This window comes from Mesorhizobium sp. L-8-10, from assembly GCF_016756635.1.
Classification (GTDB): Bacteria; Pseudomonadota; Alphaproteobacteria; order Rhizobiales; family Rhizobiaceae.
This window is the reverse complement of record NZ_AP023263.1, coordinates 3,117,835-3,137,863: the sequence shown is the minus strand read 5'-3', so window position 1 is coordinate 3,137,863 and position 20,029 is coordinate 3,117,835. Positions and strand designations below refer to the sequence as shown.

General features: G+C 62.9%; 20 protein-coding genes. 15 read left to right on the top strand and 5 right to left on the bottom strand.

Annotated features, from left to right (window positions below):
• Positions 1-188: 188 nt before the first annotated feature.
• The 10 genes from JN280_RS14595 to JN280_RS14550 are packed head-to-tail and all read left to right on the top strand — an operon-like array spanning position 189 to position 8,424.
• Positions 189-1,781: a globin-coupled sensor protein gene (locus tag JN280_RS14595; RefSeq protein WP_202313094.1), complete on the top strand. Its 1,593-nt coding sequence runs from the start codon at positions 189-191 to the stop codon at positions 1,779-1,781.
• Between the two features lies 1 nt (position 1,782).
• A complete protein-coding gene (locus JN280_RS14590; RefSeq protein ID WP_202313093.1) occupies positions 1,783-2,079 on the top strand; it encodes an STAS domain-containing protein in 297 nt (98 codons plus the stop codon).
• Positions 2,080-2,445: a response regulator gene (locus tag JN280_RS14585; protein ID WP_202313092.1), complete on the top strand. Its 366-nt coding sequence runs from the start codon at positions 2,080-2,082 to the stop codon at positions 2,443-2,445.
• A gap of 20 nt (positions 2,446-2,465) precedes the next feature.
• Complete coding sequence (locus JN280_RS14580) at positions 2,466-4,685, top strand: chemotaxis protein CheA (protein WP_202313091.1); 2,220 nt, start codon at positions 2,466-2,468, stop codon at positions 4,683-4,685.
• On the top strand, positions 4,685-5,158 hold the full coding sequence (locus JN280_RS14575; protein ID WP_202314774.1) for a chemotaxis protein CheW: 474 nt from the start codon (positions 4,685-4,687) through the stop codon (positions 5,156-5,158). The genes JN280_RS14580 and JN280_RS14575 overlap by 1 nt, the downstream gene beginning before the upstream one ends.
• A 2-nt stretch (positions 5,159-5,160) precedes the next feature.
• Entirely contained in the window at positions 5,161-6,039 is an 879-nt protein-coding gene (locus JN280_RS14570) for a CheR family methyltransferase (RefSeq protein ID WP_202313090.1), read from the top strand.
• Entirely contained in the window at positions 6,036-7,094 is a 1,059-nt protein-coding gene (locus tag JN280_RS14565; protein ID WP_202313089.1) for a protein-glutamate methylesterase/protein-glutamine glutaminase, read from the top strand. Before JN280_RS14570 ends, JN280_RS14565 begins: the two co-directional genes overlap by 4 nt.
• A gap of 1 nt (position 7,095) precedes the next feature.
• Complete coding sequence (locus JN280_RS14560) at positions 7,096-7,485, top strand: response regulator (RefSeq protein ID WP_202313087.1); 390 nt, start codon at positions 7,096-7,098, stop codon at positions 7,483-7,485.
• Entirely contained in the window at positions 7,482-8,027 is a 546-nt protein-coding gene (locus JN280_RS14555; protein WP_202313085.1) for a chemotaxis protein CheD, read from the top strand. Before JN280_RS14560 ends, JN280_RS14555 begins: the two co-directional genes overlap by 4 nt.
• Positions 8,028-8,034: 7 nt before the next feature.
• Positions 8,035-8,424 (top strand): hypothetical protein, encoded by a 390-nt coding sequence (locus JN280_RS14550; RefSeq protein ID WP_202313083.1) that lies wholly within the window; start codon positions 8,035-8,037, stop codon positions 8,422-8,424.
• Positions 8,425-8,666: 242 nt separating this feature from the next.
• Here JN280_RS14550 and JN280_RS14545 read toward each other — a convergent pair whose 3' ends face one another.
• From JN280_RS14545 to JN280_RS14530, 4 genes are all read right to left on the bottom strand, one after another.
• Entirely contained in the window at positions 8,667-8,867 is a 201-nt protein-coding gene (locus tag JN280_RS14545; protein ID WP_202313082.1) for a hypothetical protein, read from the bottom strand.
• Between the two features lie 78 nt (positions 8,868-8,945).
• Positions 8,946-9,971, bottom strand: a complete 1,026-nt coding sequence (locus JN280_RS14540; RefSeq protein ID WP_202313081.1) for a hypothetical protein — start codon at positions 9,969-9,971, stop codon at positions 8,946-8,948.
• Between the two features lie 376 nt (positions 9,972-10,347).
• Positions 10,348-11,073: a hypothetical protein gene (locus JN280_RS14535; RefSeq protein WP_202313080.1), complete on the bottom strand. Its 726-nt coding sequence runs from the start codon at positions 11,071-11,073 to the stop codon at positions 10,348-10,350.
• Positions 11,074-11,160: 87 nt separating this feature from the next.
• A complete protein-coding gene (locus JN280_RS14530; protein WP_202313079.1) occupies positions 11,161-12,003 on the bottom strand; it encodes a hypothetical protein in 843 nt (280 codons plus the stop codon).
• Positions 12,004-12,288: 285 nt separating this feature from the next.
• Between JN280_RS14530 and JN280_RS14525 the strand changes: the two genes are divergently transcribed.
• The 4 genes from JN280_RS14525 to JN280_RS14510 all read left to right on the top strand — a co-directional run bounded on the left by JN280_RS14525 (position 12,289) and on the right by JN280_RS14510 (position 18,922).
• Positions 12,289-12,939: a TIGR02466 family protein gene (locus JN280_RS14525; RefSeq protein WP_202313078.1), complete on the top strand. Its 651-nt coding sequence runs from the start codon at positions 12,289-12,291 to the stop codon at positions 12,937-12,939.
• A gap of 124 nt (positions 12,940-13,063) precedes the next feature.
• Positions 13,064-14,815 (top strand): ATP-binding cassette domain-containing protein, encoded by a 1,752-nt coding sequence (locus tag JN280_RS14520; protein ID WP_202313077.1) that lies wholly within the window; start codon positions 13,064-13,066, stop codon positions 14,813-14,815.
• 5 nt (positions 14,816-14,820) lie between these two features.
• Positions 14,821-16,134 carry an HlyD family type I secretion periplasmic adaptor subunit gene (locus JN280_RS14515; protein ID WP_202313076.1) on the top strand — a complete coding sequence of 438 codons (1,314 nt, stop codon included), beginning with the start codon at positions 14,821-14,823 and terminating at the stop codon, positions 16,132-16,134.
• 238 nt (positions 16,135-16,372) lie between these two features.
• On the top strand, positions 16,373-18,922 hold the full coding sequence (locus JN280_RS14510; protein WP_202313075.1) for a DNA translocase FtsK: 2,550 nt from the start codon (positions 16,373-16,375) through the stop codon (positions 18,920-18,922).
• Positions 18,923-18,960: 38 nt separating this feature from the next.
• On the opposite strand, the gene JN280_RS14505 is transcribed toward JN280_RS14510, so the two are convergent.
• On the bottom strand, positions 18,961-19,575 hold the full coding sequence (locus tag JN280_RS14505; protein WP_202313074.1) for a DUF2239 family protein: 615 nt from the start codon (positions 19,573-19,575) through the stop codon (positions 18,961-18,963).
• A 99-nt stretch (positions 19,576-19,674) separates the two neighbouring features.
• Between JN280_RS14505 and JN280_RS14500 the strand changes: the two genes are divergently transcribed.
• Positions 19,675-20,010: a GIY-YIG nuclease family protein gene (locus JN280_RS14500; RefSeq protein ID WP_202313072.1), complete on the top strand. Its 336-nt coding sequence runs from the start codon at positions 19,675-19,677 to the stop codon at positions 20,008-20,010.
• The last annotated feature ends 19 nt before the right edge of the window (positions 20,011-20,029 follow it).

Here is a 20,029-nt window from a genome sequence, read left to right as displayed (position 1 = left end):
GCCGTACTCAGTCTCGCAATTATCCCTGGACGGCGTGCGACCTGTTAATCTGACCGAAACCATTGGTCCCGATACTCGGCCTACCCGGGCTTGGTTGTTTCTTAACCATAGGCATGATGCCGCGCCTTGGGGCCCGGCCGATCCGGAATGCCTTCGCCTTCTTCATATCTTTCGGATCGCATATCGCCGTGCATGACAGCGCTCGCCCCTCTTTGACCAGCCATCTCGAATTCATGGGTCTCGACGCTGAAGCGCGCGGCCGGCTCAAGGCACTGAAACCGACCGTCGCCAAGGCGATCGGCCCCGCCCTCGGCGTCTTCTACGACAAGGTCCGCTCCCACTCCGAGACGCGCCGGTTCTTCGCCAACGACGCCCATATGGCGTCGGCGAAAAGTCGTCAGGAGCAGCATTGGAACATCATGGCCGATGCCGAATTCGGCAGCACCTACGAGAATGCGGTGCGCGGCATCGGCAAGGCCCATGCGAAGCTGGGCATCGAGCCGGGCATCTATGTCGCCGGCTACGCCCTCGTCACCGAGCAGCTCGTCAAGGCAGTGGTGGCCGAGCACTGGCCCCGCCGCTTCGGCCTGTCCAAGGGTGGCCGGGACGACGTCGCCGACGCCCTCGGCCTGCTGATCAAAGCGGTGATGGTCGACATCGGCCTCGCGATCTCGACCTATATGGAGGAACTCGAAGCCGAGCGGCGGAAGGTGGAAGCCGAGCGCGCCGCCGCGGAAGCGCATCAGGCAGTCGCGCTCGACGCGGTGAACGCGGCTTTGCGCAGCCTTGCCGGCGGCGACCTCAAGACGCGGATAAGCGACGAGCTTTCCAGCGCATTCGTGCCGCTCAAATCGGACTTCAACAGCGCCACCGCCTCGCTCGAGAAGGCGATCGCTTCGGTCGCCCGTTCGGCGAACGCCATCGGCGGCGGTTCGGCCGAGATCGGGCAGGCCGCCGACGACCTGTCCCGCCGCACCGAGCAGCAGGCGGCAAGCCTCGAAGAGACGGCCGCCGCGCTCAACCAGTTGACCGCCGGCGTCAAGCGCGCCACTGCGGGAGCAGGCGAGGCCGCCAGCAAGGTCGTCGCCGCACGCGTGCAGGCCGAGCATGCCGGCGAGATCGTGCAGAATGCCGTGACCGCCATGAGCGAGATCGAGAAGTCCTCGCGCGAAATCTCCCAGATCATCGGCGTCATCGACGAGATCGCCTTCCAGACCAATCTTCTGGCGCTCAATGCCGGCGTCGAGGCGGCGCGCGCCGGCGAGGCCGGCCGCGGTTTCGCGGTGGTCGCCTCGGAGGTGCGTTCGCTCGCCCAACGCTCGGCGGAGGCCGCCAAGGAAATCAAGGCGCTGATTTCGGCCAGTTCCACTCAGGTCGAGGCCGGGGTGCAGTTGATGGCCGAGACAGGCAAGGTCTCGGAGGACATCATCGTCCAGGTCACGGAGATCAACAGCCTGGTCGCCCAGATCGCCTCCTCTTCGCAGGAGCAGTCGACCGGCCTCAGCGAGGTAAACATCGCCATCAACCAGATGGACCAGGCGACACAGCAGAACGCGGCGATGGTCGAGCAGACGACGGCCGCCGTCCATTCGCTGCGCAGCCAGGTCGCCGAGCTGCTTCGTACGGTTTCCGGTTTCAGCATCGAGGACGGCATGCGCGCCGCCGCGCCGCGCCAAGCGCCGCAGACCCGCGCCGCGCCTGCGCCGAGACGGACCGGCTATGCCGTGCAGGGCAACACCGCTTTGACCGCAGGAGACGTGGATGGATGGGAGGAGTTCTGAGGTGCTGACCGAGAAGACCGGAATCCAGGCGACGATGGCTCTCCCGCCATTGCTCGATATCACCGCGGCAGGCCCGCTGGCGGGCGAAATCCTCGGGCACCGCGGCAAGGACCTGGCGGTGAACGCGGCGCAGGTGCAGCGCATGGGCGCGCAATGCCTCCAGGTGCTGCTATCGGCGGCGGCTACCTGGTTGCAGGACGGAATGGAATTTGAAGTCACCGAAGCATCACCCGAATTCACCGAGGCCCTCGAAACGGCGGGGCTAGGCATGAACCACCTTTCGGCGAGGAACAGCTAGATGAAGAAAGTCATTCTTACCGTCGACGATTCCAGGACCATCCGCGAAATGCTGCGCACGGCGCTCTGTGACGCCGGGATGGAAGTGGTGCAGGCTGAGGACGGCATGGAGGGCCTGGAGGTGCTCCAGTCCACCACGCCGAACGTGATCGTCACCGACATCAACATGCCGCGGCTGGACGGTTTCGGTTTCATCGAAGCGGTGCGCAGCAATGATCAGTATCGGGCCATCCCGATCCTCGTGCTCACGACTGAAAGCATGGACGAGAAGAAGGACCGCGCCCGCCGCGCCGGCGCCACCGGCTGGATCGTCAAGCCTTTCGATCCGGTGAAGCTGGTCAGCGCCATCAATCGCGTCGCAGCCTGATCCGCCGGGGGCATTTCATCATGGATACGATGGCGGCAATCAGGCAGACCTTCTTCCAGGAATGCGAGGAACAACTCGCCGAGCTGGAAAGCGGGCTGCTGGCGATCGAACAGCAGGAGAGCGATTCCGAGACGATCAACGCCGTCTTCCGCGCTGTTCATTCCATCAAGGGCGGCGCGGGCGCATTCGGGCTCGATGAACTCGTCCGCTTCGCACACACCTTCGAAACCACCCTCGACCTCATGCGCTCCAATGCGCTCGAGATCAGCAGCAGCCTGATCAAGCTCATGCTGCGCGCCGCCGACGGTCTTGCCGACCTCGTGCGCTTCTCGCGCGACGGAACCGATCTCGACCGCGCCCGCATCTCGCAGCTCAATGGCGAGCTGACGCGCGCGGCTTCGGGAGACGCCGCCCCGTCAGCCGCGCAGACGGAAGGGACCGCGCCGGAAGCAGCGGCCGAGCCGGAGCCCGGTCCGGACGAGAACGGCTTCACGCCGATCCGCTTCTCGCTCGAGGATCTGGTCGGCTCCGGCCTCGACTCGCCCTTCGGCGACGATGCCTCGGCCCCGCTCCAGGTCACCTTCCGGCCGAAGCCCGAGCTTTATGCCAAGGCCAATGACGCCGTCGTGCTGCTGCGCGAGCTGCGCCGCCTCGGCGAGGCCAGGATCGCCTGCGACATATCTGCGGTGCCGCTGCTGACGGAACTCGATCCCGAGGGCTCCTATCTTTCCTGGACAATCGAGCTCGATCCGTCGATCGAGGAAAGCGCGGTGCGCGAGGTGTTCGAATTCGTCACCTTCGACTGCGATCTCGACATCGCCCGCAAGGCGCCGAGCGATCCGGACGCCACCGAATCCGCCGACTTCCAGGTGATCCCGATAGCCGACATCTCGGCGCTGGTAGCGGAACTGCCGGGTCCGGTCGCTCCGGTCGAGGCCGCAGCCGCTCCCCAGCCGCAGCGCGAGCCGACACCGACCGAACTTCTGATCAAGGCCGGCACCGCACAGGCGGCAGCCCAATCCGGACAGCAGACCACGATCCGCGTCGACCTCGATCGTGTCGACCGGCTGATCGACCTCGTCGGGGAACTGGTCATCAACCAGTCGATGCTGGCACAGCGCGTCACCGAGGCCGGCATCGCGCGGCTTTCGGAAGTGGCGGTCGGCCTCGACGATCTCGAGCACCTGACCCGCGAGATCCAGGACAGCGTCATGGCGATCCGCGCCCAGCCGGTGCGGCCGATCTTCCAGCGCATGTCGCGCGTCGTCCGCGAGGTCGCCGACATGGTCGGCAAGTCGGTCCGCCTGGTGACCGAGGGCGAGAATTGCGAGGTCGACAAGACGGTCATCGAACGGCTGGCGGACCCCCTTACCCACATGATCCGCAACGCCATCGATCACGGCCTTGAAAAACCGGAGGATCGGCTTGCCGCCGGCAAGAGCGAGCAGGGCGTGGTCCGCATGACCGCGGCCCACCGTTCCGGCCGTGTGATCATCGAGGTGTCCGACGACGGCGGCGGCATCAACCGGGCGCGCGTCAGGGACATCGCGATCACGAAGGGGCTCATCGACCCCAATGCGCAGCTGACCGACGGCGAGATCGACGACCTGATTTTCCATCCCGGCTTCTCCACCGCGAGCACGATCTCGGATGTTTCGGGACGCGGCGTCGGCATGGACGTGGTGAAACGTTCGATCCAGGCTCTCGGCGGCCGCATCTCGATCACCTCGCGGCCGGGCCTGGGCACCACCTTCACGCTCAGCCTGCCGCTGACGCTGGCCGTGCTCGACGGCATGGTCGTGACCATCGCCGGCCAGACGCTCGTGGTGCCGCTGACCGCCATTGTGGAGACGCTGCAACCCAAGCGGCAGGATGTGCACGGGCTCGGTGAGACGAGCCAGGTCATCGCCATACGCGGCTCCTTCATTCCGCTCATCGATATCGGGCTGCAGCTCGGTTATCGCGACGAGGAGGCCGACCCGCTCAACAGCGTGGCCATCCTGGTGGAATCGGAGAACCGTACCCAGAATGCCCTGCTCGTCGACGGCATTATCGGCCAGCAGCAGGTTGTGATCAAAAGCCTCGAAACCAACTACGGCCACGTCGTCGGCGTTGCCGCCGCCACCATCCTGGGTGACGGGCGTGTGGCCGTCATCCTCGATGTCGACGCGATCGTCGCCGGCACCCGCTCCGAGATGAATCGGTCCGACCTCTCCAATCGCAAAAGGAACGCAGCATGATGCAAGCCAGCGAGAAAGACCTCTCCGCGAACAGCGAGCTGATCGCCTTCCGTCTCGGCGGCCAGGAGTTCTGCGTCGACATCATGTCGGTGCGGGACATCCGGGGCTGGACCCAGACCACTCCCCTGCCCCATTCGCCGGACTATGTGAAGGGCGTGATCAACCTGCGCGGCTCCGTGCTGCCGGTGATAGACCTCGCGGCTCGCCTGGGCTTCACGGCAACGGAGCCGACGGCACGCCACGTCATCATCGTCACGCAGGTCAACAACCAGAGCGTCGGACTGCTGGTCGAGGCCGTCTCGGACATCCTCACGATCAACGCCAACACGATCCAGCCGACGCCCGACGTGGCTTCCGAGCTGGCCCGCCTCTTCATGCGAGGCGTCCTGGCGATCGAAGGCCGGATGATCAGCCTCATCTCGCTGGATTGCGTCCTGCCGCAGAGCCAGGAATCGGCGGGAACCGTCCATTGACCATGTCGGCGACCAGGGAGGCTCCGGCTCTCGTTCCGGGCGAGTATCTGCTGACGATGGCCGATTTCCGGCAGATCGCGGCGATCCTCCATGACGATGCCGGGATAAGCCTGTCGGAAGCGAAGGCGGCGCTCGTCTATGCCCGCCTCGCCAAGCGCCTTCGCGCGCTCGGCCTGTCAAGCTTCCGCGACTATTGCGCGCTCGTCTCCAGCGGCAACGCGGTCGACGAGCGCCAGAAGCTGGTCGCCGCCCTCACCACCAACGTCACCAAGTTCTTCCGGGAGAAGCATCATTTCGACCATCTGCAGCGGACCGTTCTGCCGCAGCTCGTCGCCCGCGCCCGCCGGGGCGGGCAGGTGCGCATCTGGTCGGCCGGCTGCTCGAACGGCCAGGAGGCTTACTCCGCCGCCCTGGTCATCCTGCAGATGATGCCCGACGTGCTCGACTGCGATTTCAAGATCCTGGCGAGCGACATCGACCCCAACATGGTCGCCGAGGGCCGTGCCGGCCTCTACAGCGACGTCGCTGTCGAGGATGTTCCGGCCGAGATCAGGAACCGCTGGCTGCGCAAGGTCCGCGACGGCAGCGAGCTGAAATGGCAGGTGCCCGACGAGGCGCGCGAGCTGGTCGCCTTCCGCGAGCTCAACCTGTTCGCCCGCTGGCCTATGAAGCGGCCTTTCGACGTGATCTTCTGCCGCAACGTCGCGATCTATTTCGACAAGGACAAGCAGGCCGAGCTTTGGGCGCGTTTCGCCGGCACGCTGCTGCCGGGCGGCTATCTCTATATCGGCCATTCCGAGCGCATCGCCGGACCGGCCGCCGACATCTTCGTCAATGACGGCATCACCACATGGCGCCGCGCGCCGGGGAGCCTGCGATGAAACCCGTCCGCGCGCTGGTCATCGACGACAGCGCCACGATGCGCAAGATCATCTCCTATGCACTGAGCAGCTCGCCCGGCATCGAGGTCGTCGGCGAAGCGCCGGACCCGACGGAAGCCTTTCGCCTGGTCGATACGCTCGACCCTGACGTGATCACCCTCGACGTCGAAATGCCCAAGATGAACGGCCTCGACTTCCTGCGGCGCGTCATGAAACATCGCCCTCGCCCCGTCATCATGGTGTCGACGCTCACCGTCAGTGGCGCCGCGGTCACCGTCGAGGCCCTGATGAACGGCGCCTTCGACTGCGTGGCCAAACCGTCGCTGCAGGACGACAGGACCTTTGCCGACCTCGCCGACAAGGTTCGCGCCGCCGGCGAATCCCGGCGGGCCCGGCAGGAGCGCAGCCAGGCGGCGCAACAATCGCACCCGACCGCCGCGGCCCCGGTCGCGCACGGTTATCGGGCGACCGAGCGCATCGTCGCGATCGGCGCTTCGACCGGCGGCGTCGAGGCGCTCATCACCGTGCTGTCGGGCTTTCCGGCCGACTGCCCGCCGACAGTCATTACCCAGCATATGCCGGCGAATTTCACCAGGAGCTTCTCCGAGCGGCTCGACCGGCTGTGCAAGCCGACCGTCACCGAGGCGCGGGACCGCGAGCTGCTCAGCCCCGGCCATGTCTATATCGCGCCCGGCGGTCAGTTCCATCTGGAGGTGACGCGGCGCGGCGATCTGTTCGAGAGCCGCCTGCGCGAAGGCGATCCGGTCTCCGGCCATCGCCCGTCGGTCGACGTGCTGATGTCCTCGGTGGCCAGGGCGGCGGGGCGCAGCGCCGTCGGCGCCATCCTCACGGGCATGGGCAGGGACGGCGCGCAAGGCCTGCTGCAGATGCGCCAGGCGGGTGCGCGCACGATCGGCCAGAACGAAGCGAGTTCACTGATCTACGGCATGCCGCGGGTCGCCCACGAAATCGGTGCGGTTGAGAAACAGGTGCACCTGACAAGAATAAGCCAGGAAATTCTCGACCCCACCGGGGCCGGAAACAAGGGAGCATAAAGTGTCACTCCTCGCCCAATTGAAGATCCTCGTCGTCGACGACACGACCACCAGCCGGCTCCTGCTGCGCGACGCGCTGGAGAATCTCGGCTTCCGCCAGATCCACGTGGCAGCCGACGGCGAGCAGGCGCTGAAGATGATGATGACTGCCCCCTGCCACCTGATCATCTCGGACTACAACATGCCGAAGATGGACGGCCTGCAGCTGCTGAAGGCGATCCGGGAATGCAAGCCGCTCAGCCGCACGCCCTTCATCATCCTGACCGGCAATGCCGACCGCAAGGTGCTCGAGGACGGCTCCAAGCTGGGCCTCAACAACTATCTGACGAAGCCCTTCACGCCGGACAATCTGCGACGCTCGCTCGAAGCGATCGTCGGGAGGCTTCATTGAGCCAAGTCTCCCGACGGCCCAACCGGGTCCATATCATCCAGGGCGACTGCTACGTCACGGATGAGAGCGACACCGTGCTCACCACCGTGCTCGGCTCCTGCATCGCCGCCTGCATGCGCGACCCCGTGCTCGGCATCGGCGGCATGAATCACTTTCTCCTGCCCGGCGACGGAGAGCGCGCGAAGCAGAATGAAGCAGAACGTTTCGGCGTGTATCTGATGGAGTTGCTGGTCAACGGCCTGCTCCAGCGCGGCGCGACCCGGCACACACTTGAGGCCAAGCTGTTCGGCGGCGCCCGCACCGTGCAGGGTTTTGCCGACATCGGGGCCAAGAACTTCGAATTCGCCCGCAAGTTCCTGGACAATGAATCGATCCGCTATGCCGGCGGCAGCGTCGGCGGCGACCAGGGCCGCAAGCTCGAATACCAGCCCTCGACCGGCAAGGCGCGCCAGTTCCTTCTGCCGCGCAGCACCGTCGAGCCCCCGCAGCCCGTGATCCAGCGGCCGGCTCCGGCGGAACTCGGCAATGTCGAACTCTTCTGAGGATAACATGCTCACCGCGCAGACCATCGCCCATGCCGAGGAATTCCACGAGCCGCTGGCGGCGGTGATGCTTCGCGTCGAGCAGGAACTCGCCGCCATGGCGCAACTCGTCGACCACAACCAGTCACTGATCGCCCGCCTCACCTGGGCAGCGGGCGCGGCGGACACCGCCTATGTGAAGGCCATGCAGGAATCGGACCTGGTCTCACAGAAACTGGCCGGCATTGCGGATTTCCTGCGCATGATCGCCGAGGCCGTGCCCGCCGACTTCCACGTCGAGACCCGTCGTGCGACCGGAAAGCTGCGTCTCGACGAACTCGTCGGCAAGATCGGCGCCGGAAACGGCGACAAGGCTCGGGGCGGCAAGCACGAGGCGGGCGACTTCGACCTGTTCTGAAGGCTCCCTCCGGTGGCCGCCGCGCGAAGGCCGGCGTCGGATCGAGCATCGTTGGCACCTTCTGCAAGGGCGAGGAAGGCAAGAAGAAAACGCCGGTCGAACAGCTGGCGCCAGCTGTTCGACGACAACGCCCGGCTTTTTTCGACGTCAGTCGCCGGCGCGGCCCATCCGGGCCCGCCCGGCTTTCGCGCAAGGACACACGCCGCAATCGGCAACTCACGCAGCCGACATAGGCAGTCCAACTAGCGCTTTTCCTCGTCCTGCGGGGGCAGAGGGGGCAATACGGCAAGACGGCGCCCCAGGGGCAAGGCATCGAGGAGAATCGATATTCCCTCCGCCTCGTGGCGTTTGAAGGCTACGCCGATCTTGGTGAACACGTCCTTTCCGCCGTCGCGTTCCCTGATCGAGAACACATCGAAGTCCGGTTTTCTTCCTTCGGCCATGGCTGCACTCCATCCGTTCTGCAGTGGCTTTCCGTCTTGCATGCGCAATACGGATTCCGTCACGATGATCGGACCCGGTCAAGCGGATCCGGCAATTCTGTCCAGCGGTCTTGTTGCCCATCCAGCTCGAGCGAGTTGCGCTCGTTCAAGTCTGGATCTGATGTAGAACGGTTGATCCGGTCGCGGAGGGGCGCAAGAACGGCAGTTCCAAGCGGGGCGGCAGTCCGCCATCACCTGTTGAAAGGAGAGCCCGGCATACCGGGCTCCCGTCTTCGCTTGGCTTGAGCGGCTGCGCAAAAGCGCAGCCGGCAGCCCTGTGGCATTGAGCCGATAGTCAGCTCTCGTCGCCTTCGTTGCCTTCGTTGCCTTCGTTGCCTTCGTTGTCCTCGTCGCCTTCGTCGCCTTCGTCGTTCTCATTGTTTTCATTGTTTTCGTCGCCTTCGTTGCCTTCGTCGCCCTCATTGCCTTCGTTGTCCTCGTCGCCCTCGTCGCCCTCGTCGCCCTCGTTGCCTTCGTTGCCTTCGTCGCCTTCGTTGAATTCGTTGCCTTCGTCGCCTTCGTCGCCGTTGCCTTCGTCGCCTTCGTCGCCTTCGTTGTTTTCGTCGCCTTCGTTGCCTTCGTTGTCTTCGTCGCCCTCGTCGCCTTCGTTGCCTTCGTTGCCTTCGTTGTCCTCGTCGCCTTCGTCGCCTTCGTTGGCTGTGCCTTCGTTGCCTTCGTTGCCTTCGTCGCCCTCGTTGATTCGTCGCCCTCGTTGCCTTCGTTGCCTTCGTCGCCTTCGTTGCCTTCGTCGCCTTCGTTGCCTTCGTTGCCCTCTTCGCCCTCGTCGCCTTCGTTGAATTCGTCGCCCTCGTTGCCTTCGTCGCCTTCGTTGAACTCGTCGCCCTCGTTACCTTCGTTGCCGTCATTGTCGGCGGGCTGCGCAAAGCTGAGGGGTGAGTAGAGATCTTCCGGTCCGAACAAGCTCAGGGCCGCTTCGAACGGATCCGCCCCGAGGAATCGGCCCAGGCCGGCTGAGGTCTCAGCGGAGATTGCGGAGCGGGTTTCACAAATAAACATCGACGTCCTCCATGAGGTTAGCACCGTGAACAGCTCCTTGCTGCTCACTGAATGTCTTCATCTTGCTTGAAGGGTTGGCCGATCTACTGTGGACCCTGCCAAAGACTACTACGGTTGACTGACCCGAACGGGGCCCGCCAGCCTGTCGACGTATTCGAATTTGCTTCCGCCGACAGAGACCCAACCGGGGTACGACCATCGTCGGATACTGCGATACGTCGCTTCGATCGGCACGCGAAGTGCAGGCGAATGAAGTATTTTTCTCCACGCCTGCTTAGCGCCGTAGAGATCGCGCGCCTATCAGAAAACCAACTATCAGCCATGCTTTCAAATATGTCAAGCATATCGTCAAAAATCTAACGTGAGTTGCAATTATATTCGATAACAATCCCCTGGAATGAACATAGAATGCCATAAATAATATCTAAGAAATACTCGTATTCAAGCTTGGTTCAATTGTAATTTTACTAAGAATTTTTTGCATTTGAACTTTACCTTCGAAGACTGCCCAAACATGCTCGCGTGCCATCTTTTGGCAAATCTCGATGGAAAGGTACCTGGCTATGGGATAATTCCAGCTGTAGCGATAAGGCGAATCCGGCCAGCTCAGAACGGATTCCAGTTCCTCCCGATCCGTCCCGAGGTATTTGAGATCGTCTCGCGCCCATGCCCGCTGAAGTCGAAGCGACCGGTCATCGCCAAGTATTCGCATATGTGAGATCAAGGTTATCTCGCCGATGAAGGCGCACACCTCCCGGATGGCGGGTGCCACGAACCGCCCCTCGCTTGCGACCGCTTGGAGGGCATGACCGAATTCGTGCGCGATGACCATCCAGTCGGAGGCGGTACCGCGGTAGGTGTACAGGATGAGCGGGAAGCCGTTTCCTGCGTCGTTCAAGGTAACCGCACGCCGGCGATACCTCGCCTCTTTCACCAGGATCCTGGACGTATTCTCGAAAGCGAACCGGATGGTGCCGCTTGCCGACGGGAAGAATGCGCACAATGCCTCGACAGCTCCCAGCCACGCGGTCTCCCGGTCGAATGCGCATGTTTCGGATGCAAACTCGCCGTCATCGGTCGGTTCACGAGCGATCTGTCTCGCCGCCGCGTCCAGAAGCCGCCCGCAAAGAGACGGATCGAGATCGTGCAAGGCGAGCCAATCCGAAAGATCATGCCTTGCCGCGGAAGGGGTCATAGTACTGCTGTCGAGCCGACTGCTCATCGTGCCACGGCACCCCTATTTCGCATCCTGCCTGCAGGCTTCCGCATCCCGGACCTTGTGAAATATCGCCTGATGCGGAGGAAGAAGCTGTTTGATGTAGTCGATCCGATTGGGCACGGCGCGCAATGTGTCCGAGGTGTCCGCTGGCGGAAAGCGCTCGGGGTAATGCGATATCGCGTAAGCGAACAGCGCGGTTTCGGCCAGGTCCTCCCGCTCGGGGCTCCTTTGCGCATAGGATGTAAGAAATCGGCCGTCGCGCATCTGTGCGTCGCGCCAGCCGGCCGACAGCCTGTGTTCGTCGTCGAGCGAGGCATGCACGGATTCGTGAAACAACGACTCTTCGAGATGACTGTGGTCTGAACGCTTGTCGGCGGTCCCTGAATAGACGACGATTTGTCCGGTGCCCGCGTGAAATCCCTTCTCGCCCATGTGGACGCTGAAGCGCTGGACCCCCTCCCTGAGCAGCGTGGGCAGCAGCCCGAGCGGAGCGGCATAGCGGAGCGCCTCTTTCCGGGCATTCTCCTCCGTTTCGAATTCGGGGTTTATGGCGATCTCGATGCTCGTCCCATCATTGTATCGCGCGACGAAGAGGAATGCGTCGACCACGGGTTCGCCGTCTACCCTTTTGTCCCAGATCTGGCGCGCACCACGACCGGCATATTCCATGCAGACGAAGGTTGTCGGATCGGACTCATGTATTATGTCGAAAACCGTATCCACGGTGCTGTCATAGGGCGGCTGCTCCTCGGCGCCTGCCGCCCGCGCCCGCAAGGGCGCCTCCATCACGAAGACCCCCAGGGCACATAGGACCACGCCATTGACGAGGGTCTTCGCTCTTGTGCCGCCATTTGCCCGCATCACAGGTCCTCCATCCGATGCTCTCAACAGTTCCGTTCGATAACAATACAAACAAGTAATAGATTTGGATTCTGTCGCCCGACGTTGAATTCACGGTCAATTCACGATCGGTATGCAATGATATATGTACAGTAGCATTCCTTCTTTGGCAAGATGTATCTTTGATAGACTGGAGATTATCTTCCAAGAACGAAGCAGATTTCGACTGCAATCTACATCATGGATGCAGTGTTGCAGCGATTGTGAAACAAACTAAGATTCACTATCGGTGGAGGAAAGTGTACGATGAATGCAAATGTCTCTTTGGTTCGCACCAATTATTTCCCGACGATGGTCTTTCAGCATGACATCGGGAACCATGGCGACCTGAACAATTCCCTTCTGACTTCCATATACAACGAGCGGGAACGAGACAGGAGCGGCGTCAACAAGTCGAATACTCCCCAACTCGGGAGCTGGCACAGCCATACCGGGCTTCACAAATCGCCGGCATACGCGGAGCTGCTGACGCACGTGAATTCCGTGACAAGCCTGATGTCGAGGGAACTCGGCTACGCGAATGACTACACCCTGAAAGTCACGACGATGTGGTCGATCATAAACCCTCCTGGGAACGGCAATCGTGCGCATATCCATCCCGGCTGCATCTGGAGCGGCGTCTACTATGTTCAAGCACCCGAAGGTGCCGGAGAAATAGAGTTTGTCGATCCGCGCACGGCTCTGCTCATGAATCAGCCAAAATACATCGCGAAGAAGAAAAGGCCTCGGGATTGCTGGACCAAGGTGAACTATAAGCCGATGGCCGGGCGCATGCTCATATTCCCCAGCTGGCTCTATCACGGCGTCGACCCGAACATGGCGAAAGAAAGCGGGCAGAAGGCCGATCGGGTCATCATGTCCTTCAACATCTCTCAGGTCAAAAGAGCGGAAGCCTGACAGTTCCTTCAACAGGACCCGTCACGAGCGGGATTGCGCGCTGTTGCCTCTATTCACAGGCAACACCTGCGCAATCCCCCAATGGCCTTCACGAAGAGACAACCTTCGGGGGAAGCGGACTGCCATGGGCGAGAGACAAAACCAGAATATTCTCAGGGGCACGTTTCGCAGCGTCAGCTATATCCTGTACGTCGCGGTCGCCTTCAGCTTCCTGTACAACCTGTTGAGGCTCACAGGGCCACTCTTCATACTTCTCGTTCACGACAGGGTTCTCCCCTCGCGGTCCGAAGCCACCCTGGTCGCCCTATTCCTGCTCGTGGTCACGTTCCTGGTCGTGATGACGCTGCTCGATTACTCCAGGCGCCGTATCCTGGCCAGGTTCGGCGCGCAATTTCAGGAACGGCTGGAAGACCATATATTCAGCGCCACGGCGCGAGACGCATATCTCGTCGGTAATGCCAGCAAGCCGACGAGCGATCTGAACGAGGCGGACAACCTTCGCAGCTTTTTCCACTCGGGTTCCCTGGTGGCCATCCTGGACTTCCTGTGGTCTCCCATGTTTCTGGTCACGATTTTCCTCATTCACTGGGTATTGGGCTGGGTCGTGGTCGGCGGTCTCTTGCTGTTGCTCGCGATCATGATTGTGAGGACCGCCTTCGCCAAAGACCGCGACGAGCGGTTCAGCGAAGCGAGGAACAGGATCGGCGCCCTGAAGGACATGCTGCTCGTCTCGCGCGACGTCATCCAATCCCAGCAGATGACGCCGGCCTACAACGAAAACTGGATACGGGCCCGGCGGAAGTCGCGCGACAGCGCGATCGAGCTCAACGACTGGAACGCATGGTTTTCGATACTTTCGACCCATGCGGCGATGCTCATGCAGTATTCGGTTCTGGCTGCCGGAGCCTATCTGATCCTCGATGAACAACTCACAATGGGCGCCATGGTCGCGTGCATGTTCCTGTCGATGCGCGTCTTCTACCCCGTGGAACGGTTCGTGAAGCAATTGCCGAGGATTGGCGAGGCGATCTCCGATTGGAGAAAGCTCGACAAAACACTCAAGGCCGCCAAATCGACAGGCGTCCATCATCCCGAGGTCGGCGACGCATCATCTCTTTCGCTGTCTGGCGTTTCGGTGCGGTCGCCGCTTACCAGGCAGAAGATCCTCAGATCCGTCGACCTGAAAGCCGAACCCGGGTCGTTTATTGAAATCGTCGGCAACAGCGGGTCCGGAAAGACCGTGCTGGCCGAAACCTTGCTCGGACGAATGCCGCGGGCCGGCGGCGAAGTCCGGGTCGGCGACGCGCGCATCGAGCGCCTTTCCGTGGACCAGGCGAGCGAGGTCTTCGCCTATGTTCCCCAGCATGTCGGGTTCGTCAACGGAACAATCGAGGAGAACATCACGTGCCTGCAGCATGCACCGGACAGAGAGAAGCTGTTCGAGGTCGCAAGACTGGCGCAAATCGACCAGTTGATCCGCGCACTGCCGAACGGGTACGGCACTCCCATCGACGCTGCGGCAAGCAGCTTCTCCAAGAGCGAGCGACACCAGATCGCGCTCGCGCGTGCGCTCTACAGGGACCCCAAGATATTGATTGTCGATGAGCCGGACCAGACCTTCAGGGAAGGTCTCTCGAACGAGCTGAGGGGCACCGTCGAAAGCCTTCTCGGACGCGGAGGCGTCATAATCCTCCTGACCCGCGCTGCCTTGAAGAAGTTCCAGCCCACCCGGCGTTTCCGTTTGGACGACGGTCGACTGAGTGAGGTCAAACCCGCGGGAAACGATATGGCCAGGACGATGGGCAACGTGGTGAAGCTCAATGAGAAGAAAGCGATCGACGGCATCAAGATAAGCAAGGCACGGGACGAGGGCTGAACGATATGGTCCAAGCTGGACAAACACGACGTTCGTGGTCGATCTGGAAGCCGCTCAGTATCGGTTTCGTCGCGGCAGCCGCACTATTCGGGCTCCTTTTCGTGTGGGGCACGACGCTGAAGATATCCGGCGCAGTGATCGCCAAGGGCCAGGTTCAGGTGTCTTCCGTTCGAACCGTGGTTCAGCATCCGGTCGGCGGCGTCGTCGCCGAGGTCCTGGCGCGCAACGGAGACAAGGTGCAAAGCGGCGACATCGTCTTGAAGCTCGACGAAACCCAGCTTCGCACCGAACTGGCTGCAGTCGAAGGCGAGTTGTTCGAGATCCTGGCAAATGAAGCACGGCTGATGGCCGAGCTTAGCGACCAGAAGAAGCTTTCACCGCACCGCATCCTGCGGGAAGCGACAACGGAAAATCCCGAGCTGACCGCATTGCTCGAGCGCCAGCAACGACAGCTGGATGCACACTACACCTCCCTGGATACGCAGGTTCGCCTTCTCGAAGAGCAGATCAGGCAGGTCCACGACCAGACCGTCGGGGAGCAGGCCGTACTCGACTCCAAACGCGAGCATCTGGCGCTGGCGCAGGACGAACTGGAGAAATCACTTCAAAGCCTGGAGAAGGGGATCATCACGAAGACGGTTGTGACGACGTTGCAAAGGGACGTCATCGCGACGAACGGCGAAATCGGGCGTTTGATAGCGAAGATCGCAGAGATGAAGGCAAAGATATCCGAGCAGAAACTAAAAATCCACTTGATACCGTACGAGATAAAAGAAAAATCGTCGGACAGCCTGAATCTGATTGGACAAATGAAAAAGAAGCTGCTCGAGAGCAGGAGAGGACTTTTATACAAGCTTTCGAAGCTCGAAATAAGAACACCTGTCAGCGGAATAATACATGACTCGAAGGTGCTGGGGCTGCAATCCGTGGTAGAAGCGGCGAAACCGATCATGTACGTCGTCCCCGACAACGAGCCCGTATCCGTCTCGGTTCGGGTCGACGCGGCGGACGTTGATCAGGTCTATCCGGGACAGGCCGCCTCGCTCCGGTTCATCGCATTCAACCAACGCTCGACGCCTGTAATCGAAGGACAAGTAACGAACATCTCCGCCGATGCTTTCCTGGACGAACGCACACAGAAGCTCTACTACTTCGTCGAAGTTTCGCTGATAGAGCCGGAGGTCGAAAGACTGGGTGAGGTCACCTTGATATCGGGAATGCCAGTCGAGGCATTTTTCACGACAAGGAGTCGCTCCCCTGTGAGCTATATCACAAAGCCCATCACGGACTATTTCAACCGGGCGCTCAGAGACACATAGTCGGGGCCGCGATGCGGCGGACCATGGCGCAACCCGTCAGGCGGTCCGCCGTTCGCGCCAATGGATTACGTCGTCGCGCTCAGCAATGGCCTTGCCGACGACCGGGGCCGCCTCCTGACCCTTTCGCGTCACTCACGATGCCGACGCCTCGTGTCCGACTATGGAGTTGGAAGGAACTGTTAACCACCGGTTCCTATTGCTCAAGGGGTGTCTCACCGGCGAGTCTCGAGTAGGGTCCATGCGTTTTCCCCGATCCAATTTTTCCGGCCAAGGTTCTGACGGCGACGGCCCTGAAGGCCATTTCGAAGATGGGTCCCAAAGGGCGCCGAGGGCGGGAGGACCCGACGACGGGAGTTCCCGGGTCGTGTGTCTCTACGCCAACGACCGTCAGCGTGGGCGGGGCGGGCAACCGGCCATGGACGCCAGCGCACGGCCCGGCCCGAGCGAACCGAATCGCTCCACGCTGCAGGAACATTTCTTCCTGGCGCCCAATGTCCGGTTCACCCGCACGCCCGACTACGAGGCCGAGAACCCTCGTTTGCCGCGGGAGAACGAGCGGCCTGCCGCCGGTGCGCCCGCATCGCGGCCCCAGTCCGTGGCCACATCCGCGAAGACGGCACCCATGTCGCCGCCTGCAAGCAGGCCTTCGGTCGAAGAACGTCCCGCGCCTGTCGTCGCACATACGGCACCGAACCCGGACCTGCCTGCGACGGCGAAGGCGACGGCTTTGCCGGCCGAGACGCCCGCGGTCGCTCAGCCCTGCCCGGTCGAGCCTATCCGCGTGGAAGACAGCCGCTGGTCCTACCTGTCGGACCACGCCTTCTTCGAACTCGCCGAACCCGACACAGCCGCTCCGCTTTCCCGCCTGGCCGTTCGCGGCCCGCTCGCCGGAGCGGAGCCGCCGGTCGGCAGTGCACCGGCCACCGCGGCGCCGGCGGGACTGCCGGGGGCAGCGGCCGAAATCACGGCGTTGTTCCGCGTCATCGAGTGCCTGCCCGTTCATGGTGTGCCGGCGGCGCCAATGGAGGCCGTTGCACCCGTCGTACCGGATGTCGCGACCGCCGAGGCCGAGCTCCCGTCGACCGCCGTCGACCCGCAAGAGCAAGCGGCGGCTCCCGTCGTCGTCGAACCGGCGGCCGAGACTGGGGAAATGCCGGTCCGTGAACCGGATGCGACCAACGAAACGGTCCCCGCGGTCCCTGCCCCGCGCATCCCGGCTGCCCTGCCGCCCGTGGGCGGCACGACGCAGCCGCGCGGCGGCGACAGCTATGAACTCCCCTCCGAAGAGCTTCTCCAGGAGGCGCCGGAAGGCCAGGGCTTCTACATGTCCCAGGAACGGCTGGAGCAGAATGCCGACCTCCTGGAGAGCGTTCTGGAGGATTTCGGCGTGCGCGGCGAGATCATCCATGTCCGGCCGGGTCCCGTCGTCACGCTCTATGAATTCGAGCCGGCGCCCGGCGTCAAATCCTCGCGCGTCATCGGCCTGGCCGACGACATCGCCCGTTCGATGTCCGCGATTTCGGCGCGCGTCGCCGTGGTTCCCGGCCGCAACGTCATCGGCATCGAGTTGCCGAACGAAACCCGCGAGACTGTCTATTTCCGCGAATTGATCGGGTCCGACGGCTTCCGCAAGACCGGCTGCAAGCTGGCGCTCGGCCTCGGCAAGACGATCGGAGGCGAGCCCGTCATCGCCGAACTCGCCAAGATGCCTCATCTGCTCGTCGCCGGCACCACGGGCTCGGGCAAGTCGGTCGCCATCAACACCATGATCCTGTCGCTGCTCTACCGGCTGAAGCCGGAGGAATGCCGGCTGATCATGGTCGACCCGAAGATGCTGGAGCTCTCCGCCTATGACGGCATCCCGCATCTGCTGACCCCCGTCGTCACCGACCCCAAGAAGGCGGTGACGGCATTGAAATGGGCCGTGCGGGAGATGGAGGACCGCTACCGCAAGATGGCGCGGCTCGGCGTGCGCAACATCGACGGCTACAACCAGCGCGCGGCCGCGGCCCGCGACAAGGGCGAAGTCGTCGTGATGACGGTGCAGACCGGCTTCGAGCAGGGCACCGGCGAGCCGCTCTTCGAGCAGCAGGAGATCGACCTCGCGCCGATGCCTTACATCGTCGTCATCGTCGACGAGATGGCCGACCTGATGATGGTCGCCGGCAAGGAGATCGAGGGCACCATCCAGCGCCTGGCGCAGATGGCGCGCGCCGCCGGCATCCATCTCATCATGGCCACGCAGCGCCCTTCGGTCGACGTCATCACCGGCACGATCAAGGCCAACTTCCCGACCCGCATCTCCTTCCAGGTGACGTCCAAGATCGACAGCCGCACCATCCTCGGCGAGCAGGGGGCGGAGCAACTGCTCGGCCAGGGCGACATGCTGCATATGGCCGGCGGCGGGCGCATCGTGCGCGTGCACGGCCCCTTCGTTTCGGATGAGGAAGTCGAGAAGGTGGTCGCTCACCTCAAGGCGCAGGGCCGCCCGGAATATCTCGAAACCGTGACCGCCGACGACGAGGAGGAAGAAGAGGCAGCAGACCAGACGCCCGTCTTCGACAAGGGAGCCGTGGCGGCCGAGGACGGCGATGCGATCTACGACCAGGCGGTCAAGGTCGTGCTGCGCGACAACAAGTGCTCGACCTCCTACATCCAGCGGCGGCTCGGCATCGGCTACAACCGCGCCGCCTCCCTGGTCGAGCGCATGGAGAAGGAAGGGTTGGTCGGCGCTCCCAACCATGTCGGCAAGCGCGAGATCATTGCGGGCCGCCACGACGCGGATTGACGAAGCATCCGGCGAAGACGGCCGTCCCGCGACCGTCTTCACTGCTTCTCCGCGAAGGCACCCTTTGCCAATCTCGACGCATAGGCCTTCACGTCCCCGGGCCACATGGCGATCCGCGCTGCAAAAGCCGCTTCGTCGCCTGCGAACAGGGCGCGGACGGCCTCCTCGAAACCCGGCAGATCACCCGCGAGCGCGGCCATGAAGCGATAGGCCCGCTCGCGCTCCATTCTGGCGCCGGTCCGGCCGCCATCGGCATGGCGCGCCAGGTCGACCAACCGCCGCAAGGCCTGGGACGCGCCACCCGGCTGTGCGGCAAGCCACTCCCAATGACGCGGCAGCAGCGTCACCTCTCGCGCCACCACGCCGAGTTTCGGCCGCCCTCGCCCGCGGCCCGCGGTGCCTCGGGCCTCCGCGTGCGGCTCCGGCCCGCCTCCTTGCCTTCCGCGCTCAGCCAGACGCGCCACCACGTCGGTGGTGCTGCCGCGCAGATCGAGATCGATAACGGCACCGGTCGCGTCGTCGAATGTAACCAAGGAACCGCCAGCGCCGGCCTCATGCGCCTTGACCGCAAGCGCTACCTCGGCGAGCGCGCCGCGCGCGATCTGCCTCACACCGCAGAAAGCCGTGCAGGGCTTCGACAGAAAATCCGTCATGGTTTTCGATTTTGGTTCACATATTATTACCCGGGCAATATTGCACGACGCCGGGCATAGAGCTAGACCGGGTCACGTACGATATCGCGGGAAAACCAGATGAAGGGCAACGATCGAAAGGCGGCCGTGGACGCCTACAAGGAACGCAAGGTCGCGGCGGGAATCTATGCGGTACGCTGCGGGCCCTCGGGCGAATGCTGGGTTGGTCGGGCGCCCGACATTTCGACTATCCAGAACCGTCTCTGGTTCACGCTACGCCAGGGAAGCAGCCCGCATCGATCGCTGCAGGCCGCTTGGGGTACGCATGGCCCCGACGCGTTCACTTTCGAGATTGTGGAGCAGATAGACAACGAGGACATCGCCTATCTGCGCGACGGGATGCTCAAGGAACGCCTTGCGCATTGGGCCGGCGCACTGAAAGCGGAACCGATCTGACGACAAGCGGTTCCGACCT